Below are 24,944 nucleotides of genomic sequence, written 5' to 3' on the forward strand. Positions count from 1 at the left end.
GTGCGTTCTGAACGGATGCAGGTAATGACCGCATGGCGGCCGCTATAGGCGGTATCTACCCCGGTCGAAGCCCACCACGACGGTGCGCTCCCGGACCGGGCGGCGCTCCGTCTGGACTCCGACGGAGAGTGATGAAGTCCTACCTTGCCGTGCTCGGTTCCCCCGGTGCCTGGCGTTTCCTCGTCCCCGCGTTCCTCGCGCGCCTGCCGTACGCCATGTTGCAGCTCGGCATCCTCCTGCTCGTGCAGTGGTCGACCGGCTCGTACGGCGCCGCCGGGATCGCGGCCGCGGCCGCGGCCGTGGCGCAGGCGCTGGCCGGGCCGCAGACCGGGCGGCTCGCCGACCGGTACGGCCAGCCGAAGGTGCTCGTCCCGCAGGTCGCCGTGCACGCCGTCGCGCTGGGCGCCCTGCTCGTGCTCGCCTCCGCCCACACCTCGGCCCTCCCGCTGGTGGCGGCGGCGGCGCTGGCCGGCGCCTCGGTGCCGCAGGTCGGCTCGATGGTCCGGGCACGCTGGGCGCACCTGCTGGGGCGCTCGGAGCGGCTGGGCACCGCCTTCGCCCTCGAATCCATCACCGACGAGCTGACCTTCACCCTCGCCCCGGTCCTGCTGGTGGCCCTCTCGACGGGCTTCTCCCCGGTCTGGGCGCTGCTGACGGCGCTGGTCATGGTGGTGGCCGGGACGCTGGTGTTCGCCGCGGTCCGCGGGGGCGCCCCGGAGCCGATACCGGTCCGGGTCCGCTCCCGGCGGGGCGTGCTGCGCCTGCGCGGCGTGGCCGTGCTCGCGGTGGCCTTCGTCGCGCTCGGCACCGTCTTCGGCAGCCTCCAGGTCGGCATCACCTCCTACACCGCCGCGCTCGGCCAGGCGGCCGCGGCCGGGCCGATCTACGCCTCCTTCTCGGGGGCCAGTTTCGTCGGCGGCATCCTCTACGGCGTCGTCCGCTGGCGGATCGGCGCCCCCGTGAGGCTGGCCGTCACCGTCGGTCTGCTCTGCGCGACGACGGCCGCCCTGACGCTCGCCGGATCCATCCCCCTGCTGTACGGCGGGGCGGCCATGGCCGGGTTCGTCATCGCCCCCGCCGTCATCACCGGCTACACCCTGGTCGAGACCCTCGTCCCGGCCGAGGTCAGGACCGAGGCGTTCACCTGGCTCAACGGGTCGATCGGCCTGGGCATCGCCACCGGCGCGGCGGTCGCCGGGCAGTTGGTGGACCGGGTCGGCGCCCCGCTGGCCTTCGTGGTCCCGCCGGTCACCACCGGCCTGGCCGCGCTGCTGGTCCTGCTCTTCCTGCGCAGGTTGCGCGCGGAAACGGGTGTGGCCGAGGCCCGCCGGCCGGTCACGGTCTCCTGAGGCCCGGGTCCGCCGGCGGGTGCATGACGAGGGCGGGCCGACTACGCCGGCGAGGCGGCGCCGTTTGCCCCAGGGTACCCCCCCGGGTATATTGGCGGCATGGAGATGAACGAGTCGATGGTCGGCGACGCGGTGACCCGCCTGCGCCGGGCCCATGGGCAGCTGGCCGGCGTGATCGGGATGATCGAGGCCGGCGAGGACTGCTCGAAGGTTCTCACCCAGCTCGCGGCCGTCTCCAAGGCGCTTGACCGTGCCGGGTTCAAGATCGTCGCTAGTGGGCTGCGTCACTGCCAGGCCGCCCAGGCTCGCGGCGAGGAGGCTCCGATGAGTGTCGAGGAGCTGGAGAAGCTCTTCCTGTCCCTGGCGTAAGGGGTGGGGTCCGCGGCTTGCCGTGGACGGCGGACGGCATGGGCCCGTGGCGTCGTCCCGGCGGCGCATTCCCATGCCTCCGATATACCCCCCAGGGTATATCGCCCTCGCGGGGGAGATCGCCGTAGTGGCCAGGAGGCGCCGGCGGTCCTTCCCGTCGCGTCCGCCGCCTCGGCCGGCCTCGCGCCACGCGGTCCGTCCGTGAGGGTGACGCCGCCGTAGAGCCATGCCCGCCCTCCGGTCCGGGGGGAGGGCTGGAGCGGGGCACATTTCTGCCTTCCATATACCCCCAGGGGTATTTTTATCCGATCGAAAGGACTCCCGATGGAGATCACCTCGTTCCGCACCCCCGGTCTGGGGGACCAGAGCTACCTGCTCACCCACGAGGGGCGCGGCATCCTCGTCGACCCCCAGCGCGACATCGACCGCTTTCTGGCCAAGGCGGCCGAGCGGGATGTGGAGCTCCGGTTCGTGCTGGAGACCCACCTGCACAACGACTACGTCTCAGGTGGCGAGCGGGCCGCGCTCGCCACGGGCGCGCAGCTGGTGCTCCCCGCCGCGGCCGCCGCGGCCTACCCGCACACCCCCGCCTTCCACATGGAGGACATCCCCGGCGGGCAGGGGCTGAGCATCCGCCCGATCCACACCCCCGGCCACACGCCCGAGCACACCAGCTATCTGGTGCTCATCGACGGCGAGCCGGTCGCGGTGTTCTCCGGAGGCAGCCTGCTGGTCTCCTCGGCCGGCCGGCCGGACCTGCTGGGTCCGGAGCGGGCCCGTAGCCTGGCCAAGCTGCAGCACGGCTCGCTGCACCGGCTGGCCGGCCTGCCCGGCGGGGTGGAACTGCTGCCCACCCACGGTGAGGGGTCGTTCTGCACCTCCACCGGTGCCGGCCGCTACACCTCCACCATCGCCGACGAGCTCGCCGGCAACCCGCTGCTGGCCATCGGCGACGCCGAGGCCTTCGCCGACGAGCTGCTCGCCGCCCCGATGCCGATCCCGGCGTTCTACCGGCACATGGGGCCGGCCAACACCATGGGCGTGCCGCCGATGCCGCCCCTGGCCGTGCCCACGCTGAGCGTCGAGGATCTGGCCGACCAGCCCGAGGGAACCCGCGTGGTGGACATCCGCCCGCGCGCCCGGCAGGCCGGCGGCCTGCTCCCCGGGGCGGTCGCGATCGAGATGGGCACCGACTTCGGCAGCTGGGCCGGCTGGCTGCTGCCCTACCAGGCGCCCCTGGTCCTGGTGGCCGACCCCGGCCAGGACATCGCCGAGGCCGTCACCCAGCTCGCCCGGATCGGCATCGACACCGTGCGCGGCGTCATCACCGACCCCGGGCCGGCCGCCGACCAGACCTTCGAACTGCTGGACCCGGCCGCCTTCACCGCCCGCCTGGCCCGGCCCGGCGCCCAACTGCTGGATGTGCGGATGCCCGGCGAACACGCCGCCGCCGCGCTGCCCGGCGCGACCCACCGCTTCCTGCCCGACCTGGTGACCCACGGCATCCCCGCCGAGCTGGACGCCTCCCGTCCGGTCCTGGTCGCCTGCGGCTCCGGCCGCCGCGCGAGCATCGCCGCCGGCCTGCTGCTGGCCGCCGGCTACCGGCCGGCCGTGCTGACCGGCGCCGGCGTCACCGACCTGCTCCGGCACCCGGCCGCCACCTGACCCGCCCCCGCCGGTCGGCCATCACCCCGATCCGACTGTCCCCACCCGCTCCCGAAGAACAGGATTTTCTTGATCATGAGTATGAAGACCAGTGTCGACGTGGCCGCCGCCCGCGCTCTGATCGCGGCCGACCCCGACGTGCTCGTCGTCGATGTGCGCACTCCCGGTGAGTTCGCCTCCGCCCACATCTCCGGCGCCGTCAACCTGCCCCTGGACCAGGTGGACACGCACCTGCGGCGCATCGTCGCCGAAGCCGGCGGCACGATGCTGCTGATCTGTCAGTCCGGCGGCCGGGCCTCCCGGGCGCACACCGCGCTGACCCGCGCCGGCCTGGCCGACGTGGTGGTGCTGGAGGGCGGGATGAACGCCTGGACCGGTGCCGGTGCCCCCACCACCTCCGCGTCATGTCCGATCCCCGGGACCCGGGCCCAGCGCTGGGGGCTGGAGCGCCAGGTGCGGCTGGTGGCCGGCGGCATCGTCGCCACCTCGGTCCTGGCCAGCATCTGGTGGCCACCGGCCCGGTTCATCGCCGGGTTCGTCGGCGCCGGGCTGACCTTCGCCGCTGTCACCGACACCTGTGCGATGGGCATGGCCCTGGCCAAACTGCCCTACAACCGCATCCGGGACTTCGACATCGACGCCGTCATCGCCCGGCTGCGCGGTGGCGAGGCCCGGGCATGATCACCACCTGGGCGCTCATCGCGACGGTGCTCGCCGCCGTCGCGGTCGGCGTCACCCTCGGCCTGTTCGGCGGCGGCGGCTCCATCCTCATGGTGCCCATGCTCATGTACATCGCCCAGGTGCCGGGTAAGACCGCGATCGCGATGTCACTGCTGGTGGTCGCCGCCACCAGCGCCGCCGGCCTCATCTCCCACGCCCGTGCCGGGCGCGTCCGCTGGCGCACCGGCCTGATCTTCGGTGCCGCCGGCATGGCGGGCGCCTACGCAGGCGGACTGATCGGCCCTTATCTGCCGGAGGCCATCCTGCTCGGCGGCTTCGCCGCCATGATGGTGGCCACCGCCATCGCCATGATCAGAGGGCGCTCCCGCGTCTCCGCCAAGACCGGCGCCGACCTGCCGGTCGGCAGGATTCTGATCGACGGCGTCGTCGTCGGCGTCGTCACCGGCCTGGTCGGCGCCGGTGGCGGCTTCCTGGTCGTGCCCGCACTGGTCCTGCTCGGCGGCATGCCGATGGCCGCCGCCGTCGGCACCTCCCTGTTGGTCATCGCGATGAAGTCACTGGCCGGACTCGCCGGTTACCTGCAGACCGTCACCATTGACTGGCGCCTGGCGGCCGTCGTCACCGTCGCCGCCGTCGTCGGCGGTCTGGCCGGCGGGCAACTGGCCGGCCATATCAACCCTGACCGGCTCCGCCGCGCCTTCGGCTGGGCCGTCCTGGCGATGGGGGTATTCGTCCTCGCCCAGCAGGTTCCCACCCTGATGTGACCCGGACGGGTGCTGTCACGCCACGCCGTCAACGGCCGGCGACAGAAGAACGGCGGGACGGAAGAACGGCGGGAACGGACACGAGGGACCGCACGTGTCGGTCCCTCGGAGGAGTGATCAGGCGCCGGCGGCCTGGCGGGCGCGGCGGGCCTCGCGGCGCTCGACGAAGCGGGAGGCGGAGACCTCCAGGCGGGCGAGGAACTCCGCGAGCTCCTCACGGGCCTTCTCGCCCTCGGGGTCGAGGTCCTTCATGTCGAAGACGGCCCACTGGCGCAGGACCGGCATGAGGACGTCGTCGAGGTGCAGGCGCAGGTCGTAGATTCCGGCGTTGGCGATGGTCATCGCCTTGCGGGTGAAGCCCTCGATCCCGGTGCCGGGCATCTGGAAGGTGGTCACCACGTCGGTGACGGCGCGCATCGTCTGGCTCGGGGTCAGCTGGAAGGCCGCGTCGAGCAGGTTGCGGTAGAAGAGCATGTGCAGGTTCTCGTCGGCGGCGATCCTGGCGAGCAGGCGCTCGCAGTTGGGGTCCTGGGACGCCTTGCCGGTGTTGCGGTGGGAGATGCGGGTGGCCAGCTCCTGGAAGGAGACGTAGGCCAGCGAGTGGAGCACGCCCTCGTAGGAGTTGGTGAAGCCCTCTCCCATGTGGTTCATGCGGGCCCGCTCCAGGGCGACCGGGTCGACCGCGCGGGTGACCGTCAGGTAGTCGCGGATGGCGGTGCCGTGCCGGCCCTCCTCGGCGGTCCAGCGGTGCACCCAGGTGCCCCAGGCCGCGTCGCGGCCGAAGGCCGTGGCGATCTCGTAGTGGTAGCTGGGGAGGTTGTCCTCGGTCAGCAGGTTGACGATGAGGGAGACCCGCGCCTCCTCAGGGAGCTTGGAGTCGGTCTCGACCCACGCGTCACCGCCGAAGACGCCGTCGTAGTCCCTGCCTTCGGACCACGGGACGTATTCGTGGGGGAACCATTCCTTGGCCACCTTGTGGTGACGGTCCAGCTCCCCGGCGACAACGGGCTCAAGCTCAAGCAGCAGCTCGGTCTGGCTGAACTCTCGCATATGGCTTCTCCCTCACTGACTACGGAACCGTAACCTACGTTAGCGTAGGTAAAGCGGGGGTCGGTAAGCGGGATATGTCACCTTTGTTACTGCCTGGTAGGGTTCCCGTGCTCCGGGCGGCCAGGAACACCAGCGCCGCCCCGGCCGGCAGCAGCAGGCGTTCGACCAGGCCGTGATAGTCGGAGCCGCCGATCAGGTCCGCGACCGGCGAGCCCGGGCGGGTGGCCAGGAACACGGCCAGGAGCGCCACCGAGAGCACGCTGAGGGCCGACAGCGCCGGACTCCGGAACCGGCGGCCCAGCATCCAGCCCGCGCAGGGCAGCGCGGTGAAGACCACCGCCGCCGACCAGCTGTGGATCTCCCCGCCGGCCGGGGTGGGACCGGGGGCCGCGCCGGCCGGGAACACCGCGGTGAGCAGCAGCCCCAGGGCGCCGGCGACGGACAGGACGCGGGCCGCGGCGCTGCGCGTCGGGTCCACGCGTGCCAGGCTGTAGGCGACCCACAGGCAGGCCATGGCCAGCATGATCGTGCCGCCGGTCATGGCCCAGACGCGGGCGTCGAGCGGCGTGTGGCCGCCGACCGGGTCGCCGGCCGGATCCACCGGGCCGGCGGCGGCCACGTGCGCGTAGGCCGTCAGGCCCAGGGCGGCGACCGCCCCCGCCATCCCCGGCCAGCGCCGCGCCGGGGCCGCGGCCGCTCCGGGCCGTTGCGGTGCCGAGCCTGTGGCCGTCCCGGGCCGGTGCAGTACCGAGCCTGTGGCCGTCGCAGGCCGGTGCGGTGCCGAGCTTGTGGCCGTCCCGGATCGCTGCGGTGCCGGGGCCGTCGCGGGCCGGTGCCGTGGCGGGTCCACCGTCGTTCCGGGCGGGCGCCGTGCCGGGGCGGTGTTCACCACGCCGCCCCCTCGTGGATCGCTCCAGGCCGGGCCGGGAAGGCCGGGTGGTCATGGGCCGGCGCCCCGGACCGCTGCGGCGCGGTCCCGGGCGCGGAGCACGGCGGTCCCGGCGGCGCCAGGTCGGCTGCCACTGCAGTCATGCGCACTCCTCTCATCGCGGGTGAAGACATGGCGGGACGGTCGGGACGTCTCGTGAAGGCGTCCGGAGCGGTCCTTCCGGTGGACCAGTGGCAGCGTCCCGTGCCCGGCGGTGCCGGGACCATAGGGGGTCGACCCTGACTTGGATGAGAATTCCCTGATATCAAGGTCAGGGCAGTTGACCGGCTGACTTCGATTATCATAGTTTCGCGGGCATGGATCTGGTCGGAGCATGGCGGCTGGTCGAGTGGCGGATCGCCCACCCGGACGGTCGGACCTCCCACCCCTTCGGCCGCGACGCGGTGGGCCTGCTCTGCTACACCCCCGACGGCCACATGAGCGCCACCATCGCGCGGGCGGGGCGTCCGCCGCTGCCCGGCGCCGGTCTCTCGCAGGCCTCGCCCCAGGAACGGGCCGTGGCGGCCGCGTCGTTCCTGTGTTACTCGGGCCGCTACGAGATCCGCGACGGCCACGTGGCCCACGACATCGAGATGGCGCTCAATCCGGCACTCTCCGGCGTCACCCGGATCCACGAGCTGAACTTCGCCGGCAACCGCCTCATCCTGGCCGCCGCCGACAACGGCAGATGGCACACGCTGATCTGGCGGCGGGCCTGAGCACGGCGGCGGTCAGTCGCGCAGGCCGGCGAGGGCACGCTCCGGCTCCCCGGCGCCCCGGCCGCGCCGCACGTGCCGGACCGCCTCGACCACCACGGTGATCGTCACGGCGATGCCCAGGCCGAGCAGCAGACCCTTGACCGGGTCGTTCTCGAAGGCCGCGCCTCCCACGTAGCCGATCAGTCCCGAGTAGACCGCCCAGGAGACGGCGGCGACGGCGTCGAAGAGGGCGAACGAGCGCCGGGGGTAGGCGACCGCGCCCATGGTGAGGGTGCAGGCGGTCCGGCCGCCGGGGATGTATCGGGCCACCACCAGCACGAGCCCGCCCCGTTCGGCCAGCGCCTTCGACGCCCAGGCGAACGCCTTGCCGCTGCGTCTGCCCTCGCGCAGCCGGCTGCCGGTGGTGCGCCCGATGGCGTAGGAGACGTGGTCGCCGGCGAACGCGCCCAGCGCCGCCACCGCGATCACCAGCGCGAGGTTCGGCGCGCCGGTGGAGGCGGCGAACACCCCGGCCGTGATGACGGACGTCTCGGCGGGCACCACGGGGAAGAACCCGTCGAGCATCGCCACCGCGAACAGCGCCAGATAGATCCAGGGCGAGGTCATCACATTGTGCAGGGCGTCGAGGATGGCCTGTGTCACAGCAGCTCCTACGGGTATGGGAGAGGTCTCCTACAGCACGTTGACGGCCCGCCGGTCTCCGGGCATCGGGGGTGGCCCCGGAAGCCGGCGGACCTTGCCCCTGAGATCCCTCAGGGATCCGTCTCCTCGAACCTAGGGAGCGGGCAGGGGAGGGCACATCGCGCGATCGGACGCCTCGACCCCCTACTTTCGTCAGGGGAGGTCTGCTACCTCCGACCGAGACGCGTGGCCGCGACGGCCTTGTAACGTCGCAGGTGTGATGAGATGGATCCGGCGGTCAAGCCGGCGGGAGGTCCGGCGCGACCTGCTGCTGTGGGCTCTGCTGTGCCTGCCGGTGGCCGTGGCCCCGGTCGTCCCTCCCTGGTGGGAGCCGGCCACCGGCTGGGCGTCGCCGGGCTGGGCCGCCGCCGAGGTGGCCGTGCTGGGGGCCGCCGTGCTCGTGAGCCGCGGGGCTCCGCCGGTGGCCATGCTGCTCGCCCTGGCACCGGGCTCGTGGAACGTCAGCGAGGGCCTGGCCACCGTCCATCTCTGGCACCTCGACGACCCGGTCAAGATGTGGCCGCTGAACGCGCTGACCCCCGCGACCATGGTGCTCGCCTATCTGGCCGGCCGCCGGGCGGCCGATCCGCGCCCCGCGACGCTGGCGTTCGCCGCGATCCTGGGCGTGGGCGCGCTCCTGAGCACGGCCTCCTCCTGCGGTCCGCGGCCCGACGCCGTGACCACGCAGTTCTGGATCCCCACCCTGTCGGGTGTCCTGCTGTCCGGCCTGCTGCCGTGGGGGGTCGGCCGGCTGGCGCAGCGCCGCGCCCGCGAGCGGAGCCTGATCGTCGACCAGGCGCAGCTCCGCGAGCGCAACCGCATCGCCCAGGACATGCACGACTCCCTCGGCCACGACCTCGCGCTCATCGCCCTGCGCGCCGCGGCCCTGGAGATGGCCCCCGACCTGTCCGAACGGCACCGCAGAGCCGTCGGGGAGCTCCGCGAGGCCGCCGCCGAGACCACCGAGCGCCTGCGCCGGGTCATCGGCGTGCTCCGCGCGGGCGACCAGGCGCCGCTGACCCCGTCGCAGGAGAGCGTCGCCGAGATCGTCGACCGGGCGCGGGAGTCGGGCGTGCGGGTGGAGCTGCGCGGCGCGGAGTCGCTGCGCGACCACACGGCCTGCCGGGTCGTGCAGGAGTCGCTGACCAACGCCACCAAGCACGCCCCCGGCTCCGCGGTGACGGTCGAGGTCCTCAGGTCCGCCGCCGAGATCACGGTGACCGTGACCAACCAGGCGGCCCAGGCGGCGCCGGCCCGTCTCCGCGGCGGCGGGCTGGGCCTGATAGGGCTGCGCGAGCGGGTGCGGCTGGCGGGCGGCACGTTCGAATCAGGACCGAAGGGCGGCGGCTTCCAGGTCGTCGCCCGTTTCCCCCACGAGGATGGAGCGACGTGATACGGGTGCTGCTGGCCGACGACGAGGTCATGATCCGGGCCGGGGTGCGGGCCATCCTGGCCGCCGACCCGGAGATCGAGGTGGTCGCGGAGGCGGGCGACGGCCGGCAGGCGGTCGAGCTGGCCCTGAGCCACCGTCCCGACGTCGTCCTGCTCGACATCCGGATGCCCCGGATGGACGGGCTGGCGGCGGCCGCCGAGCTGCGCCGGGCCGCGCCCGGCACCGCCGTGCTGATGCTGACCACCTTCGGCGAGGACGACTACATCGCCCGGGCGCTCGGCGAGGGCGCCGCCGGGTTCCTGCTCAAGTCCGGCGACCCGCGTGAGCTGCTGGCCGGGATCCACGCCGTCGCCGACGGCGCCGCCTACCTCTCGCCGCGCGTCGCCCACCGGGTCATCACCGAGCTCGCCGGCGGCCGGATGACCCGGGCGGCGGCCGCCCGCGAGCAGGTGGCCGCCCTCACCCCACGCGAGCGCGACGTGCTGGCCCTGGTGGGGGAGGGGCTGTCCAACGGGCAGATCGCCCGCCGCCTCTACCTGGTGGAGGGGACCGTCAAGGCCCACATGAGCGCGATCCTCACCCGGCTCGGGGCCCGCAACCGGGTCCAGGCCGCGATCCTCGCCCACGAGGCCGGGCTGCTCGGCTCAGTTGAGCCGCCAGATGGCGAAGTTCAGTGAGGCCGCGTAGGTGACCCAGAGCAGGTAGGGCACCAGGAGCCAGGCGGCCGCCCGGCTGATCGGCCGGAACAGGACGACGGTGGCCACGATCGCCGCCCAGAGCACGACGATCTCGGCGAAGGCCAGGCCGTACCGGCCCGCGCCGAAGAACAGCGGGGTCCAGGCCGCGTTGAGGGCGAGCTGGGCGGCGTAGACCCCGAGCGCGGGGGTCCAGCCCCGCGCCGACCAGGCTATCCAGCCGGAGATCGCGATCATGATGTAGAGCACCGTCCAGGCCGGGCCGAACAGCCACTGCGGCGGTGCCCAGGGCGGCCGCTCCAGCGCCAGATACTCGCCGCCGGCGTCGACCGCCGACAGTGATCCCACAGCCGCCACCAGCACCAGCGCGGCGGCGAAGACCGGCAGCCCCGCCCAGCGTTTCGGTTGTCGCGCGATGACCATGAAACCTCCCTGCCCTCTTCTTCGTGCCCCTACCCCCGGCCGGTTCCACCCCGGGGACCTTCCCCGATCTCCGGCTCCGGGACCCGCCTCCCACCCCCGTGCGGGGGAGGCGGATCCCCACGCGGGGGGAGGAGCGAGGGGACGGTGACCGGAAGAGTCGCGGGCATGACACGAGTGAGCGACGACACGCGGGCAGGGGCCCTCCAACTGACGGCGACCGCGGTGGCCGTCGCGGGCACGCTGCCCTATCTCACCCTCAAACTCACCTGGCTGACCGGGGGCTCGGCCGGCATCGACGACCCGGCGGTGCTCCAGGACGGCGGCTTCTTCGGCCTCAACCTGCTGACCTTCGGCCTGGACGCGGTGGCGCTGCTGATCGCGCTGGCCTTCGTCCGGCCCTGGGGACGCCGGATCCCGGCAGGGCTGCTCCTCGCGCCGATGTGGGTGGGCACCGGCCTGCTGGTCCCGCTCGCGGCCATGGTCGTGCCGGCCTTCCTCGTCGGCCTGTTCGACGGCGGCCCGTTCCCCGGCAGCGGCCCGGTGGCCGGATGGGTCTTCGCCGTGGTCTACACCGGCTTCGTCTGCCAGGGGCTCGGGCTCGTCGCCGGTTTCGTCCACCACGCGCGCCTGCGCTGGCCCGGCGTGTTCACCCGGCGGACCTCGGAGGGCCCGGCGGGGCCGACGCTGGAGCTGCAGACCTTCGTCGCATGGGGGGCCGTGGCCGTCGCCGCGGTCCTGGCGGCCTTCAACCTGTGCTGGCTCCTCGGCATCCCCCTCGGGCTGCCCGCCGGGGCGCTCACCGGCCGTCCCCCCGCCTCCTGGCTGCAGAACGCGGTGAACACCGTGCTGCCGGTCGCCGGGGCGGCCGGCCTGCTGGCGGTCGTCCGCCGCAGGTCCGGGCGGCCGCTCTGGATGCCGGTGGCGCTCGCCTGGCTCGGTTCGGGCGGCATGTTCGGCTGGTCGATGTGGGGGCTGCTCGTCACGCTGACGCCCAGTGACCTGGGATCCGGCGGCCCCGGCGGCGGGGGCGCGCTGGAACTGGTGACCCTGTTCACCGTGCTGGCCGGTCTGGTCATCGGCCTGGCCGGGGCCTTCGCCCTGGTCGAGCGCGAGCGCTCCTAGCCGGGCGGGCCCCGTTCGGGCCGGGTGAGCCCCGTCCGCCGCCGGAGTCGCCCGGTTGCGCCACGCTCACGCCTCCGTCCGCCGCCGGAGTCGCCCGGTTGCGCCACGCTCACGCTTCCGGCCGCGGCCGGAGCCCGCCGGGCGCGTCACACTCACGCCTCCGCGCGACGCCCGCTCCGCCGGGCGTCCGGACCGAGGCAGGCCCGCACCAGCTCGGGGACCAGCCCGGCGAGCAGGTCCTTGTCCTGCGGCCGCCCGGGCTCGTACTCGGTGACGCCGAGGCCCACGATCTCGAAACGCTCCGCCAGGGCGGCGACCTGGGCGACGAGCTCCGCCGGGGCAAGCCCGCCCGGCTCGGGGACGCCGACGGAGGCGAACACGTCCGGGTCGAGCACGTCGAGATCGACGTGGACGTAGACCGCTCCGGCGCCGGTCCCCGCCACCGCCTCGACGAGTCCGGCCAGGTCCGCCACGCCGAGGTGGGAGATCCCCGCAGCGCGGACGTAGTCGCGCTCGGCGGGATCCAGCGCCCGCACCCCGGCCAGGACGAGCCGCTCCGGCGGGAGCGGCCGGTCGGGCACCAGCTCCGGCGGGCCGTCACCGAGCAGCGTGCGCGCCACCATGCCGTGGAAGGCCCCCGAGGGGGACGAGGCGGGTGTGTTGAGATCGCCGTGAGCGTCGAACCACACGACCGCCAGCCGCTCGCCGTGGCGCCGTGCCGCCGTCGCGATAGGTCCGAGCTCCACCCCGCAGTCCCCGCCGACCGTGACCGTGAAGCGCTCCCGCGCGTGGGAGAGCGCCGCGCGGGTCCGCTCGGCGGTCACCGCGAGTGTCGGGCCGACCCGCACGGTGACCCGTTCGGCGTCGGGGACCATGGCGGCCAGCAGCGCCGCCCCCTCGCTCAGCCGCGAGGCGGTGGCCGAGGACGACCCCTGCCACTGCGGCACTTCCACGACCGTCACCCCGGGCGGGCCCGTCTTCTCCTGGCGCATCCCCACAGTCTCGCCCGGTCGCCCCGGAGAGGTCCACTTCGAACTCCTCGCCCGGCGCGCCCGGAACCAGGACAAGCATCCGCGGGCCGCCGTCGCGCCGCGCGGTCCGGGCCCTCGTCGCCCCGCTCCCCCCGCGGCGCGCTCCTAGGCGGGGGCCGGGTCGTGGTGCAGGCGGCGCAGGACGCGGCGGAAGGCGTAGACGGACACGGCCACCGCCAGGCCGCTGATCAGGGCGACGACCGAGGTGCGGACCAGCAGGTAGGTGCCGACCGACTGGTGGACCAGCAGCCAGATGCTCACCGCGGAGTTGACCAGCAGCACGAAGGCCCACAGCAGGGTGATCCGGGCGAAGAACCGGCGGACCCGTTCGTGCTTCAGCACCGCCGTGGGCAGATGGATGTAGTCGAGGGTCAGCTTCTGCACCAGCGGGCGGTTCAGCCGCACCGAGGCCAGGAAGACGATGCTGATGCAGATCGTGCCCAGCTCCGGCTGGAGGAGGAAGAGCTTCATGCTCCCGCTCCACAGGGCCAGCAGCGCCCGCACGGTGATCGCGATGGCGGCCAGGACCATCGTCCCCGGCACCGGGACCCGCCGGACCAGCCGCCATCCCACTCCGGCGTATACCCAGCTCACCGCTGTGATCAGCGCGCCGTGCTCGCCGAGGACGGCCAGCGCGGCGTAGAAGACGGCGAGGGGGGCGATGACGCCTTCCAGGACCTTCGGCACCGCCTGCCGGGCCAGGACGGTGAGACGGGGGAGGACGACGGGTGGATGGCTCATAACGCTCCACGGGACGGTGGAATGACCGGCGCTGGGTCCGCGCCTACCCCGACAGGGGACTGCCAGACCTGTCGGATCCGACGCATGGGCGTACGGCGAGGCCGTCCGGTGTCGGCGGGCCACTTACCGTACCCGAACCGAATGCATGCCTTCCCTATAACCTTCCAAGGCCGTATGGCCCGCCCGCTCCCGCCGCCGGCCGCCCGGCCCGCCCGCCCTGGTCGCCGGCCTGAGGGGCGGCGGCCCCATGGGAAGTACGGTGTGGCCGTAACGGTTAGGAAACGGGAGCTTTCCCGATGACGTCCGGTCCGAGACGATTCATGCATGGCAGTGCGCGCGCACACGTCCGACCGGTCAACCGAGGGTGTCGCGAATGTGGCGGCCCAGCTCGTCCGCTGGCCCGATCTGGCACTGAAACGCACCCGCAGGGGGATCGGGTTCCGGACCAGCGGCCGGGAGATCGTCAGGATGTCGGGGGATCACACCGCGGAGCTGCTGCTCACCACGGCCGTGATCGACCGGTGGGCCCGGGTGCTCACCGACTGCCGGCGGGTCACCCCCGGCCGGGACGCCGGGTGGGTGACCATGACGATCGAGGGCAAGGCCGACGCCGACCTGTTCCTCTCGCTCGTCAGCGTGGCGATCAAGGTCAACCAAGCGTCGCGGTAGCGAGCCGCGCGCCGAAGCCCAAGGTCAACCAAGCGTCGCGGTAGCGAGCCGCGCGCCGAAGCCGATGAACAGCGCGCCCACCCCCGAGGTCAGCCCGGCCGACAGCTTGCGGCGGGCCCGGAACTGGTGGGCCAGGTAGGTCCCGCCGAAGATCAGCATCGACAGGTACAGCACGCTGAACAGCTGGCAGATCGCGCCCAGGATCAGGAACGACAGCGCGGGCGTGCCGTAGCCGGGGTCCACGAAGTTGATGAAGAACGCGATGAAGAACAGGATCGCCTTCGGGTTCATCAGGCTGATCACCAGGGCCTTGCGGAAGGGGTTGTCCGCGCTCGGCTCCGCCGCCGCGACGGACTCGGCGGTCCCGCCCGCCCGCCAGGAGCGCCAGGCCCCCCGCAGCATCTGCAGCCCCATCCACGCCAGGTAGGCGGCTCCGATGTATTTGACGACGTTGAACAGGATCGGCGTCGACCGCAGGAGCGAGGCGGCCCCGGCGGCGGCGAGCGCCATCAGGATGGTGTCGCCGAGGAAGACCCCCATCGCACCCCGGTAGCCCTGCCGTACCCCGCGCTGCGCGGCGGTGGTGAGAACGTAGAGGGAGTTGGGGCCCGGCAGCAGGATGATGAAGAAGGCGCCGGTGACATAGGTCCATATATCGGTTATGCCGAAGAACATAGTGGTGCTCCAGGGGGCGTTACGGGATCCGTATCACGGTACTCCCCATGGCGGACACGGGGTCCGGCCGGTGCCCGCGACCGCCATCTGCCCCACCAGGCGACCCGGGCCGGCCGACCTCCCCGGTTCACCCGCCTGGCCGGTCAGGCCAGGCGGGGCTCCGACGGCCCGCGCCGCGCTCGCGGCGCCGTGGCTCAGCCGCCGTGCAGGACCGCGCGCAGCCGGGGGGCGAATCCGTCGGGGTCGTCGGAGAAGGCGATGTGGCCGCCGGGGAAGGCCGTCGGCGCCGTGCCGAGCGCCGCGGCGAGCGCGGCCGACGTGCGGTCGCAGAGCTGGCCGGCCGACTCGACGCCGACGCCGACCACGACGCGGGTCGGCCCGGCGCGCAGGGCGGCGATGTCGGGCTCCCAGCGGGTGGTCGCGCGCATCTCGTGCAGGAACCAGAAGCGCTCGTCGGCGACCTGCTGCGGATCGGGCTCGTCCGGCGCCGCCACGGGCGCGCCGGACTCCTCGGACTCGGGCATCACGATGTTGGCGTTGACCATGAACTTGGCCCAGGCGCCCGCGACGTCGCCGGAGACGTAGGTGGCGATGATGTCCTCGACCGCGGCGTCGCGCTCCTCCCGGTCGTCGAGCAGGCGGTTGAGCGGGGGCTCGTGCGCGATCACGGTGTGCACCTGCCCGGGATGGGCGACGGCGAGCGCCAGCGCGCTGACGGCGCCGCCGCTGGAGCCGAAGACCGCGGCCGGGCCGGCGTCGAGGTGGGTCAGGAGCCGGGAGAGGTCGTCGGCGCGCATCTCCGGGGTCGAGTCCTGGTCGGGGTCGTCGAGGGGGCTGCGGTTGAGGCCCCGCGGGTCGGTGGTGAGCACGGTGTGGTCGGCGGCGAGCAGGTCGGCCAGCGGCGCGAAGAACGTGGCGTTCATCGGGGCGCCGACGAGCACCACGAGGGGGCCCTGGCCCCGCACCTCGTAGTACAGCGTGGCGCCCGGGACCTTGAGGGAGCCGGAGGTGACGGTCGTCGTGCGGTTCATCGGAATCTCCTGCGACGGTGCTGCGGTGCTCGGTCGGAGAAGGGACTCCCGCCGTGGGGCAGAATCGTCGCTCGTGAGCGAAGTTTTTTCCGCACGGACCGCCGGCCCGGCCGCGGAGGGCGCCCAGGATCCCGACCTGGCCCGGGCGCGCGACGGGGACGACGCCGCCTTCACCCGCCTGGTCCAGCCGCTGCGACGGGAGCTGCACGCCCACTGCTACCGCATGCTCGGCTCCACCCACGACGCCGACGACGCCCTGCAGGACGCCCTGCTGCGGGCCTGGCGGGGGCTCGCGCGCTTCGAGGGGCGCAGCTCGCTGCGCTCGTGGCTCTACACCGTGGCCACCCGCACCTGTCTGGACACCATCGAGACCCGTGGCAGGCGGGCCCTGCCGGTCGACCTCGGCCCCTCCAGCGACCGCGCCGTGGTCGGCGACGTCCCGCTGGTCGAGGTCGCCTGGCTGGGGCCCTACCCCGACGCGGGCCTCGGTGACGGTCCGGCCGGTCCGGGCGCGCGCTACGAGCAGCGCGAGGCCGTCGAACTGGCCTTCGTCGCGGCGCTGCAGCACCTGCCGGGCAACCAGCGGGCGGCGCTGCTGCTGTTCGAGGTCCTCGGCTTCTCCGCCGCCGAGATCGCCACCATGATGAGCACCTCGACCATGTCGGTGAACTCCGCCCTGGCCCGGGCCCGCAAGGTCGTGGCGGAGAAGATCCCCTCCGTCACCCAGCAGCAGACGCTGCGCCGGATCGACGACGCCCGGGTGCGGGAGATCGTCGCCGGCTACTCCGCCGCGCTGGAACGCGGCGACGCCGACGCCCTGGTCGCGCTGCTCACCGAGGACGTCACCTGGTCGATGCCGCCGCTGGGGCACTGGTACCACGGCCTCAGGGCCGTCACCGACTTCGCCGTGCAGATCCCGCTGACCAGATGCGGGAACTGGCGGCACCTGCCGACCAGCGCGAACGGCCAGCCCGGCGTGGGCTGCTACCTCTGGAACGACGGCGCCGGCGCGCACCTCGGCTGGTCGATCAACGTGCTGACCCTGCGCGGCGAGCGGATCGCCGAGATCACCTCGTTCGTCGGCGCCGACCACTTCGCGTCCTTCGGGCTGCCCGCCTCACTGCCCTGACCCGGGACGGCCCCGCGTCGACGGACCGGCCCTCGCGACGACGGACCGGCCGCCGCGTCGACGGCCGGGCCCGCCGGCGACCGCGTCCGCCGTCCCGCCGGCGGGCCCGGTTCAGCGGCCGTCGGCCAGCGGCTGGACCCGGTGGGGGACCACGGTGGACAGGGTGATCACCGTGCTGCTCCGCCGTACTCCGGGGATGGCCAGGGTCTGGTCGATGATCTGCTGGATGTGCTCGTGGTCGCGTCCGGCGATGCGGCACCAGACGTCGCCGGGGCCGGTGACGATGTGGGCTTCGAGGACCTCGGGGATGGCCGCGAGGGCGGTGGAGATGTCGGCGCGGGAGATCTGCTCCACCTCAAGGGTGGTGAAGGCCTGCACCGGGTAGCCCAGGGCGCGCGGCGACAGGTTGGGGCCGAAGTCGGTGATCACGCCGTCGGCGACCATCCGGTCCAGGCGGGCCTGGACGGTGCCCCGGGCGACGCCGAGGAGGCGGGAGATCTCCAGCAGGCCGGTCCGGGGGCGCTCCCTGATCAGCTGGAGCACCTTGCGGTCGAGTCCGTCCAGGCCGTCCCTCCGAGCTGCCAATCTGTCCACCTCCGGAGTGCGGTCCGTACCTGGTACTGGCAATCTGCCAGCGGATCGGCCGCGCTGTTGCCCCGCTTATGGCTGCGATTCAGACTACGCCTGCATATATGTCAACTATGGAGGCGATCGTGGCACGGGAGCATTCCCATCCGTTCATCCCGTACCGGCCCGTGCGCTACCCCGAGGGCGAGATGGTGACGCGGGGCCGGGAGTTCTACGAGCACATGGACCTGCGCCGGAGCGTGCGGTTCTTCAGCGACGAGCCGGTGCCGCGCGAGTGCGTCGAGCTGGCCGTCCGGACGGCCAACACCGCGCCCTCGGGGGCCCACCAGCAGCCGTGGAAGTTCGTGGTGATCGGCGACCCGGAGACGAAGAAGCGGATCAGGGAGGCGGCCGAGGTCGAGGAGCGGCAGAACTACGAGGGCGGGCGGCTGACCCCCGAGTGGCGCGCGGCCCTGGCCCACCTGGAGACCGGTTCGGACAAGGGCTATCTCGAAACGGTGCCGTGGCTGGTGGTCTGCTTCGCGGAGAAGTACGGCGTGCGTCCCGACGGCGCCAGGGTCAAGCACTACTACGTCAACGAGAGCGTCGGCATCGCCTGCGGGTTCTTCATCGCCGCCCTGCACGCGATGGGCCTGTCCACGCTGACCCACACCCCGAACCCGATGGCGTTCCTGACCGACATCTGCGGGCGTCCGGGCAACGAGCGGCCCTACATCCTGTTCCCGATCGGCTACGCGGCCGACGACGCCGAGGTCCCCGACCTGGTCCGCAAGCCCCTGTCGGAGGCCATGGTCTGACGTCCGGCGCGGCGGAGGCCCCCCTGCGGCGGGCGGGCCGTGCGGGGCCTCCGCCGTCGTCGCCGCCCCCTGCGGCGCCGCTTGCCCGGGGGCTGGAACGTGCCTAGCTGGGTCGTTGAAACCTGGAGTTTTTGGGCCTTGTGGGGAAAGTCTGTCAAGGCTACGATCGCGACAACTCTTAGGAAACTTTCCTAAAAGAAATGTCCAAGGGGAGCCTCCATGGCCCGTCCGCCGCCGACCGACCGGATTGCAAGCTGCGGAAACCCAACAACGGCAGTCGTCACTGCCTGAAGTCCGACCGTCCGGACGCCTCATCCCCCCGAGTTCCCCTCTGATGGGAGCGATCATGCGGCGCGCCCTCCCCTTACTTGTCCTGACTGCCCCAGCAAGCCCCCTTCCCGCGCCACTCCCACCAAATGGAGCCGGCGCCGCGGGCGTCTCCGCCGTCCCCGCCCCGCCGCCGGGACGGGCGGGCACATAGGGCCGGCGACCCGTCCGGGGCGATGTCCCGAGGGGACCGGTGCCGGCGGCCCCTCACCACCGCGCCGGGCACGGCCGCGCTGATCCACGGCGCGCTCCCGCCCTTCCTGCGGGGCCGGGACCGTGCCCTACCCGCCGTACGGCTCGCGCCTCGCCTCCTCGTTCTCCCCGAGGAGCACCCCCCAGGGGGTGCGAGCCGTACGGCCACCCCCCACCGAATCCATGAGGTTAACGTGAAATTTCGCGTCATCGCTCGATCTCTCGTCGCCGTGGCGGCCCTCATCCTGGCGATGATGGCCGCGGTCCCCGCCCAGGCCGCCTCGGCCTCCGCCACCTTCGTCAAGGTCGGCGACTGGGGCTCCGGCTTCGAGGGCAAATACACGATCAAGAACGACTCCACCACGGCCCTGACGAGCTGGAAGGTCGAGTTCGACCTCCCGGCGGGGGTGAGCGTCGGATCCTTCTGGGACGCCACGCTGACCCGCAGCGGCCAGCACTTCACCTTCGCCAACGTCGGCTGGAACGGCAGCGTCCCGGCCGGCGGCAGCGTCAGCTTCGGCTTCCTCGGCACCCCCGGCGGGGCGGCCGCCGTACCGACCGGCTGCAAGCTCAACGGCGCCGACTGCGGCGGGAGCGGGGAGACCGCGCCCGGCAAGCCGGGTGCGGTGACGGCGACGGGCGGGGCGAACAGTGTCGCGCTGTCGTGGGGGGCCTCCAGCGGCACGGTGACCGGTTACCGGGTGTATGAGGGCGCGGTGTTGAAGGCCACGGTGACCGGCACGACGGCGACGGTCTCCGGTCTGGGGGTGTGCGAGGCGCACACCTACACCGTCGCGGCCTACAACGGCACGGGTGAGGGTCCCAGGAGCGACCCGGCGAGCGCCACCACGACCGGCTGCACCACCGGGGTCCCCGGCAAGCCGGGTGCGGTGACGGCGACGGGCGGGGCGAACAGTGTCGCGCTGTCGTGGGGGGCCTCCAGCGGCACGGTGACCGGTTACCGGGTGTATGAGGGCGCGGTGTTGAAGGCCACGGTGACCGGCACGACGGCGACGGTCTCCGGTCTGGGGGTGTGCGAGGCGCACACCTACACCGTCGCGGCCTACAACGGCACGGGTGAGGGTCCCAGGAGCGACCCGGCGAGCGCCACCACGACCGGCTGCCCCGACAACCCGCTGCCCAAGCACTTCCTCACCGGCTACTGGCACAACTTCGACAACCCGGCCGTCGAGCTCAAGCTGTCGGCGGTGCCCAACGAGTACGACCTGGTCGCGATCGCCTTCGGTGAGTCCACCACCACCCCCGGCGAGGTCGTCTTCGGCGTCGACCCCGGCCTGTCGGCCTCCCTCGGCGGCTACACCGACGCCCAGTTCAAGGCCGACGTGCAGACGCTCCACTCGCGTGGCAAGAAGGTCATCCTCTCGGTCGGCGGCGAGCTCGGCCGCGTGCAGGTGGCCAGCGCCGCCGCGGCGACGAAGTTCGCCGACTCCGTCCACGCCCTGATGCAGAACTACGGCTTCGACGGCGTGGACATCGACCTGGAGAACGGCCTCAACGCCACCTACATGGGCCAGGCGCTGCGGGCGCTGCGCGCCAAGGCGGGCGCGGGCCTGATCATCACGATGGCCCCGCAGACCATCGACATGCAGTCCACCGGCGCGGAGTACTTCAAGCTCGCGCTGAACATCAAGGACATCCTCACGGTCGTCCACACCCAGTTCTACAACTCCGGCTCGATGCTCGGCTGCGACCAGATGGCCGCCTACTCGCAGGGCACGGTCAACTTCATGACCGCGCTGGCCTGCATCCAGTTGGAGAACGGCCTGCGCCCCGACCAGGTGGCGCTCGGCCTGCCCGCCGGACCCGGCGCGGCCGGCGGCGGGATCGTCGCCCCCTCCCTGGTGAACCAGGCACTGACCTGCCTGGCCACCCGGACCGGCTGCGGCAGCTTCGTGCCGCCGCGCGCCTATCCCGGGATCCGGGGCGCGATGACCTGGTCGATCAACTGGGACGCCTCGAACAACTGGAACTTCTCCAGGACCGTCAAGCCGCATCTCGCGACTCTCCCCTAGGAATGCGCATGAGATTACGTCGCATGGCCTTCGCCGTACTCGCCGCCCTGGCGATGACCTTCACCGGGCTCACCGCCGCCGCGAACGCCGCGCCCCAGGCGGCCGCCGTGTTCGCCGCCCCCCAGTGGCAGGCGTGGACGGCCTATGCCGTCGGCGCCCAGGTGACCTACAACGGCGTCGACTACGAATGCATCCAGGGCCACACCTCCCTGCCCGGCTGGGAGCCGTCCAACGTCCCCGCCCTGTGGAAGGTGGCCACCGGTGGCGGTGACCCCACGCCGCCCAGCGTGCCCGGCAACCTCCGGGTGACCGGCACGAGCTCGTCGAGCGTCTCGCTGGCCTGGGACGCCTCCACCGACAACGTCGGCGTCACCGGCTACAACGTCTACCGGGGCTCGACCCTGGTGACCACCGCCACCGGCACCTCCTACACCGACTCCGGGCTGGCCGCCTCGACCAGCTACACCTACACCGTCCGCGCCCGCGACGCCGCCGGGAACCTCTCCGGCGTCGGCGGCCCGGTCACCGCCACCACCTCCGGCAACGGCACGCCCGGCCAGCCCGGCGCCCCGTCGGTCACCGGCTCGACCGACGGCAGCCTCTCCCTGGCGTGGGGCGCGTCGTCCGGCACCGTGACCGGCTACCGCGTCTACGAGGGCACCACCCAGCGCGCCCAGGTCACCGGCACCACCGCCACGGTCTCCGGCCTGGGCACGTGCGAGGCGCACACCTACACGGTCAGGGCCTACAACTCCGTCGGCGAGTCCGCCCCCAGCGCCCAGGTCACCGGCACCACCACCGGCTGCCCGAACCCCGGCGGCAAGATGGACGGCGCGCCGTACCTCTACACCGGCTGGGGCAACCCGCCCAGCCCGGTCACGGTGATGAACGCGACCGGCATCAAGTCCTTCACCATGGCGTTCATCCTGTCCAGCGGCGGCTGCAACCCGGCCTGGGACGGGCAGCGCCCGCTGACCGGCGGCGCCGACCAGGCGGCCATCAACCAGATCAAGGCCGCCGGCGGCAGCGTGCAGATCTCCTTCGGCGGCTGGCAGGGCAACAAGCTCGGCCCGAACTGCTCCACCCCGGCCGCCTTCGCCGGCGCCGTGCAGCAGGTCATCAACGCCGTCGGCCCGGCGGTGGTCGACTTCGACATCGAGAACACCGACGAGTTCGAGAACTACACCGTGCAGGACCGGATCCTCAACGGCCTGAAGATCGTCAAGGCCAACAACCCGAACGTCAAGGTCGTCGTCACCTTCGGCACCTCGACCAGCGGCCCGACGGCCCCCGGCATCCGCCTGATCAACCAGGCCAAGGCGCTCGCCGTGCCGATCGACAACTACACGATCATGCCGTTCGACTTCGGCGGCGGCGCCAACATGTACCAGAGCACGATCAACGCCTCCGAGGGCCTGAAGAACGCCCTCAAGTCGGCCAACGGCTGGACCGACGCCCAGGCCTACGCGCGGATGGGCATCTCCGGCATGAACGGCCTGTCCGACCAGCAGGAGCAGACCTCTCCGGCGCAGTGGACGCAGATCCGCGACTGGGCCAAGTCCAAGGGCCTGACCCGCTTCGCGTTCTGGTCGGTCAACCGTGACCGCCCCTGCCCCGGCGGCGGCGTCCAGGAGAACTGCAGCGGCATCGCCCAGGCCGACTGGGAGTTCACCAAGATCACCGCCGGCTTCTAGCCGGCCCGGCCCGCACCCCGTGACCGGGGTGCGGGCCCCGCCACCGTGACACCCCTACTCAGCCTCACGAGGCAGGTCATGAATCTTCGGTTGAACCTCAGGAAACTCGCGGCGGCGGCCGTACTGGCGCTGAGCGGGACGATGCTCGCCGCGTCGCCCGCCCACGCCGCCAACATCGCGTCGAATCCGGGATTCGAGAGCGACCTGGCGGGGTGGACGTGTTCGGCGTCCTCGGGTGCCACGGCGGTGTCGTCACCGGTGCACGGCGGGTCGAAGGCGCTGCAGGCGACGCCGGCCGGCAGTGACACCGCGCGCTGTCAGCAGACGGTGAGCGTGAAGCCGTCCTCGTCGTACTCGCTGTCGGCGTGGGTGCGGGGCGGTTACGTGTTCCTGGGGGTGAGCGGCACCGGGACGACGGACCAGAGCACGTGGACGTCGTCGCCGTCGGCCTACTCCCAGCTGAGCAGGGCGTTCACCACGGGCGCCGCGACCACGTCGGTGACGATCCACGTCAACGGCTGGTACGGCCAGGGCGCCTACCAGGCCGACGACGTCGTCCTGGACGGCCCGCCCGGCCAGGGACAGCCCCCCGCGGCGCCCACCGGCCTGACCGGCACGGGCAACGTCACCACCGCCACCCTGAACTGGACCGCCTCCGCCGGGGCGACCGGCTACAACGTCTACCGCGACGGCGCCAAGGTCGCCACGGTCACCGGCACGACCCACGCCGAGAACCCCGGCCCGGGCAGCTACACCTACCAGGTGAGCGCCGTCAACGCGGCGGGCGAGTCGGCCAGGTCCAACCAGGTCTCGGTGACGGTCGGCAACGACACCCCGCCGCCCCCGGCCACCCCGGCCGGGCTGACCGTCACGGTCAGCGGCGCGGACGTCACGCTGCGCTGGAGCGCCTCCTCGAACGCGACCGGCTACAACGTCTACCGCGACGGTGCCAAGGTCGGCTCGCCGGCCACCACCACCTACACCGACCGCCCCGGCGCGGGCGTCCACACCTACCAGGTGAGCGCCGTCAACGCGGCGGGCGAGTCGGCCAGGTCCGGCCAGGTCTCCGCCACGGTCGGCGGCGGCTCGGGCGACCTGCCCAGGCGGGTGCTGGTCGGCTACCTGCACGCCTCGTTCGCCAACGGCTCCGGCTACATCCGGATGGCCGACGTGCCGAACGAGTGGGACATCATCAACCTCGCCTTCGGCGAGCCGACCTCGGTGACCTCCGGCGACATCCGCTTCCAGCAGTGCCCGGCCGCCGAGTGCCCCGGCGTCGAGCCGGAGGCCGACTTCATCGCCGGGATCCGGGCCAAGCAGGCGCTCGGCAAGAAGGTGCTGATCTCGATCGGCGGCCAGAACGGCCAGGTCCAGCTCACCACCACGGCCGCGCGCGACAAGTTCGTCCAGTCGGTGAGCGCCATCATCGACAGGTACGGCCTCGACGGGCTGGACATCGACTTCGAGGGCCACTCGCTCTACCTCAACCCGGGCGACACCAACCTCGCCGCCCCGACCACCCCGGTCATCGTCAACCTGATCTCGGCGCTGAAGACCCTCAAGGCCAGATACGGCGCCAAGTTCGTGCTGACCATGGCCCCGGAGACCTTCTTCGTCCAGCTCGGCTACCAGTTCTACGGCCCCGGCGCGAACGGCTCGGCCGACCAGCGGGCCGGGTCCTACCTCCCCGTCATCCACGCGATGCGGGACGACCTGACCCTGCTGCACGTCCAGGACTACAACTCCGGGCCGATCACCGGGCTCGACAACCAGTACCACACCATGGGCACCCACGACTTCCACGTGGCCATGACCGACATGCTCCTGGCGGGCTTCCCGATCGCCGGCAACCCCGGCAACGTCTTCCCCGCCCTGCGCCCGGAGCAGGTCGCCATCGGCCTGCCCGCCGCGGCCTACGCGGGCAACGGCTTCACCACGGTGGCCGAGGTCCAGAAGGCCTTCGACTGCCTGGCCAAGGGCACCAACTGCGGGCCGTACAAGCCGCGCGGCGTCTACCCGAACCTGCGCGGCCTGATGACCTGGTCGATCAACTGGGACAAGTACAACTCCTTCGAGTTCTCCCGCAGCCACCGGGCCTACCTCAACGGCCTGGGCTGAGAGCCCCTCGCCGCCGGGAGAGACGGACTCCCGGCGGCGAGGTCACCTTCCACCTGCGCGGCCCCCACCGCGCGAAGGAG

Annotated in this window: 25 protein-coding genes; 15 read left to right on the forward strand and 10 right to left on the reverse strand. The window is 72.6% G+C overall.

What is annotated here, in order from left to right:
- Positions 1-131: 131 nt before the first annotated feature.
- From J2S55_RS01180 to J2S55_RS01200, 5 genes are all read left to right on the forward strand, one after another.
- Complete coding sequence (locus tag J2S55_RS01180) at positions 132-1,349, forward strand: MFS transporter (RefSeq protein ID WP_306856657.1); 1,218 nt, start codon at positions 132-134, stop codon at positions 1,347-1,349.
- A gap of 99 nt (positions 1,350-1,448) precedes the next feature.
- Positions 1,449-1,718 carry a metal-sensitive transcriptional regulator gene (locus J2S55_RS01185; protein ID WP_306856659.1) on the forward strand — a complete coding sequence of 90 codons (270 nt, stop codon included), beginning with the start codon at positions 1,449-1,451 and terminating at the stop codon, positions 1,716-1,718.
- A 324-nt stretch (positions 1,719-2,042) separates the two neighbouring features.
- A complete protein-coding gene (locus J2S55_RS01190; RefSeq protein WP_306856660.1) occupies positions 2,043-3,383 on the forward strand; it encodes an MBL fold metallo-hydrolase in 1,341 nt (446 codons plus the stop codon).
- Between the two features lie 75 nt (positions 3,384-3,458).
- Complete coding sequence (locus tag J2S55_RS01195) at positions 3,459-4,064, forward strand: rhodanese-like domain-containing protein (RefSeq protein WP_306856662.1); 606 nt, start codon at positions 3,459-3,461, stop codon at positions 4,062-4,064.
- On the forward strand, positions 4,061-4,828 hold the full coding sequence (locus tag J2S55_RS01200) for a sulfite exporter TauE/SafE family protein (protein WP_306856663.1): 768 nt from the start codon (positions 4,061-4,063) through the stop codon (positions 4,826-4,828). The genes J2S55_RS01195 and J2S55_RS01200 overlap by 4 nt, the downstream gene beginning before the upstream one ends.
- A 117-nt stretch (positions 4,829-4,945) precedes the next feature.
- On the opposite strand, the gene J2S55_RS01205 is transcribed toward J2S55_RS01200, so the two are convergent.
- The 3 genes from J2S55_RS01205 to J2S55_RS01215 all read right to left on the reverse strand — a co-directional run bounded on the left by J2S55_RS01205 (position 4,946) and on the right by J2S55_RS01215 (position 6,910).
- Positions 4,946-5,878, reverse strand: coding sequence for an acyl-ACP desaturase (locus J2S55_RS01205; RefSeq protein ID WP_306856664.1), 933 nt, complete (start codon positions 5,876-5,878; stop codon positions 4,946-4,948).
- 34 nt (positions 5,879-5,912) lie between these two features.
- Positions 5,913-6,542 carry a DUF998 domain-containing protein gene (locus J2S55_RS01210; protein WP_306856665.1) on the reverse strand — a complete coding sequence of 210 codons (630 nt, stop codon included), beginning with the start codon at positions 6,540-6,542 and terminating at the stop codon, positions 5,913-5,915.
- Between the two features lie 221 nt (positions 6,543-6,763).
- Entirely contained in the window at positions 6,764-6,910 is a 147-nt protein-coding gene (locus tag J2S55_RS01215; protein ID WP_306856666.1) for a hypothetical protein, read from the reverse strand.
- A 213-nt stretch (positions 6,911-7,123) separates the two neighbouring features.
- On the opposite strand from J2S55_RS01215, the gene J2S55_RS01220 reads away from it, so the two are divergent.
- Positions 7,124-7,525, forward strand: coding sequence for a lipocalin-like domain-containing protein (locus J2S55_RS01220; RefSeq protein ID WP_306856667.1), 402 nt, complete (start codon positions 7,124-7,126; stop codon positions 7,523-7,525).
- Between the two features lie 12 nt (positions 7,526-7,537).
- On the opposite strand, the gene J2S55_RS01225 is transcribed toward J2S55_RS01220, so the two are convergent.
- A complete protein-coding gene (locus tag J2S55_RS01225; RefSeq protein ID WP_306856668.1) occupies positions 7,538-8,167 on the reverse strand; it encodes a DedA family protein in 630 nt (209 codons plus the stop codon).
- A gap of 259 nt (positions 8,168-8,426) precedes the next feature.
- On the opposite strand from J2S55_RS01225, the gene J2S55_RS01230 reads away from it, so the two are divergent.
- Complete coding sequence (locus tag J2S55_RS01230; RefSeq protein WP_306858538.1) at positions 8,427-9,599, forward strand: sensor histidine kinase; 1,173 nt, start codon at positions 8,427-8,429, stop codon at positions 9,597-9,599.
- The gene (locus J2S55_RS01235; protein WP_306856669.1) at positions 9,596-10,276 is read left to right on the forward strand and encodes a response regulator; all 681 of its coding nucleotides are present in this window, start codon (positions 9,596-9,598) and stop codon (positions 10,274-10,276) included. Before J2S55_RS01230 ends, J2S55_RS01235 begins: the two co-directional genes overlap by 4 nt.
- Here J2S55_RS01235 and J2S55_RS01240 read toward each other — a convergent pair.
- The gene (locus J2S55_RS01240) at positions 10,244-10,717 is read right to left on the reverse strand and encodes a TspO/MBR family protein (protein WP_306856670.1); all 474 of its coding nucleotides are present in this window, start codon (positions 10,715-10,717) and stop codon (positions 10,244-10,246) included. The two genes, J2S55_RS01235 and J2S55_RS01240, sit on opposite strands and share 33 nt — an antisense overlap.
- Before the next feature lie 165 nt (positions 10,718-10,882).
- Here J2S55_RS01240 and J2S55_RS01245 point away from each other — a divergent pair, with 165 nt between their 5' ends.
- Positions 10,883-11,839, forward strand: a complete 957-nt coding sequence (locus tag J2S55_RS01245; RefSeq protein ID WP_306856671.1) for a hypothetical protein — start codon at positions 10,883-10,885, stop codon at positions 11,837-11,839.
- A gap of 152 nt (positions 11,840-11,991) precedes the next feature.
- On the opposite strand, the gene J2S55_RS01250 is transcribed toward J2S55_RS01245, so the two are convergent.
- Both J2S55_RS01250 and J2S55_RS01255 read right to left on the reverse strand, forming a co-directional pair.
- Positions 11,992-12,831: an arginase family protein gene (locus J2S55_RS01250; RefSeq protein ID WP_306856672.1), complete on the reverse strand. Its 840-nt coding sequence runs from the start codon at positions 12,829-12,831 to the stop codon at positions 11,992-11,994.
- 144 nt (positions 12,832-12,975) lie between these two features.
- Positions 12,976-13,611, reverse strand: a complete 636-nt coding sequence (locus J2S55_RS01255) for a VC0807 family protein (protein WP_306856673.1) — start codon at positions 13,609-13,611, stop codon at positions 12,976-12,978.
- A gap of 324 nt (positions 13,612-13,935) precedes the next feature.
- Here J2S55_RS01255 and J2S55_RS01260 point away from each other — a divergent pair, with 324 nt between their 5' ends.
- Positions 13,936-14,280: a luciferase domain-containing protein gene (locus J2S55_RS01260; RefSeq protein WP_306856674.1), complete on the forward strand. Its 345-nt coding sequence runs from the start codon at positions 13,936-13,938 to the stop codon at positions 14,278-14,280.
- 24 nt (positions 14,281-14,304) lie between these two features.
- On the opposite strand, the gene leuE is transcribed toward J2S55_RS01260, so the two are convergent.
- Together leuE and J2S55_RS01270 are read right to left on the reverse strand one after the other, a co-directional pair.
- Positions 14,305-14,955, reverse strand: coding sequence for a leucine efflux protein LeuE (gene leuE, locus J2S55_RS01265; RefSeq protein ID WP_306856675.1), 651 nt, complete (start codon positions 14,953-14,955; stop codon positions 14,305-14,307).
- Positions 14,956-15,149: 194 nt separating this feature from the next.
- Positions 15,150-15,986, reverse strand: a complete 837-nt coding sequence (locus J2S55_RS01270) for an alpha/beta fold hydrolase (RefSeq protein WP_306856676.1) — start codon at positions 15,984-15,986, stop codon at positions 15,150-15,152.
- Positions 15,987-16,059: 73 nt separating this feature from the next.
- On the opposite strand from J2S55_RS01270, the gene J2S55_RS01275 reads away from it, so the two are divergent.
- Entirely contained in the window at positions 16,060-17,115 is a 1,056-nt protein-coding gene (locus tag J2S55_RS01275; RefSeq protein WP_306856677.1) for a sigma-70 family RNA polymerase sigma factor, read from the forward strand.
- Between the two features lie 111 nt (positions 17,116-17,226).
- Here the strand turns inward: J2S55_RS01275 and J2S55_RS01280 are convergent, their stop codons facing one another.
- Positions 17,227-17,700 carry an Lrp/AsnC family transcriptional regulator gene (locus J2S55_RS01280; protein WP_306856678.1) on the reverse strand — a complete coding sequence of 158 codons (474 nt, stop codon included), beginning with the start codon at positions 17,698-17,700 and terminating at the stop codon, positions 17,227-17,229.
- 128 nt (positions 17,701-17,828) lie between these two features.
- On the opposite strand from J2S55_RS01280, the gene J2S55_RS01285 reads away from it, so the two are divergent.
- The 4 genes from J2S55_RS01285 to J2S55_RS01300 all read left to right on the forward strand — a co-directional run bounded on the left by J2S55_RS01285 (position 17,829) and on the right by J2S55_RS01300 (position 24,864).
- A complete protein-coding gene (locus J2S55_RS01285) occupies positions 17,829-18,500 on the forward strand; it encodes a nitroreductase family protein (RefSeq protein ID WP_306856679.1) in 672 nt (223 codons plus the stop codon).
- A gap of 713 nt (positions 18,501-19,213) precedes the next feature.
- Positions 19,214-21,052, forward strand: coding sequence for a cellulose binding domain-containing protein (locus J2S55_RS01290; protein ID WP_306856680.1), 1,839 nt, complete (start codon positions 19,214-19,216; stop codon positions 21,050-21,052).
- An 8-nt stretch (positions 21,053-21,060) separates the two neighbouring features.
- Positions 21,061-22,746 (forward strand): fibronectin type III domain-containing protein, encoded by a 1,686-nt coding sequence (locus J2S55_RS01295; protein ID WP_306856681.1) that lies wholly within the window; start codon positions 21,061-21,063, stop codon positions 22,744-22,746.
- A gap of 78 nt (positions 22,747-22,824) precedes the next feature.
- On the forward strand, positions 22,825-24,864 hold the full coding sequence (locus tag J2S55_RS01300) for a carbohydrate binding domain-containing protein (RefSeq protein WP_306856682.1): 2,040 nt from the start codon (positions 22,825-22,827) through the stop codon (positions 24,862-24,864).
- Positions 24,865-24,944 lie beyond the last annotated feature (80 nt).

Origin of the sequence: Streptosporangium brasiliense, from assembly GCF_030811595.1 — a bacterium.
Lineage (GTDB): Bacteria > Actinomycetota > Actinomycetes > Streptosporangiales > Streptosporangiaceae > Streptosporangium > Streptosporangium brasiliense.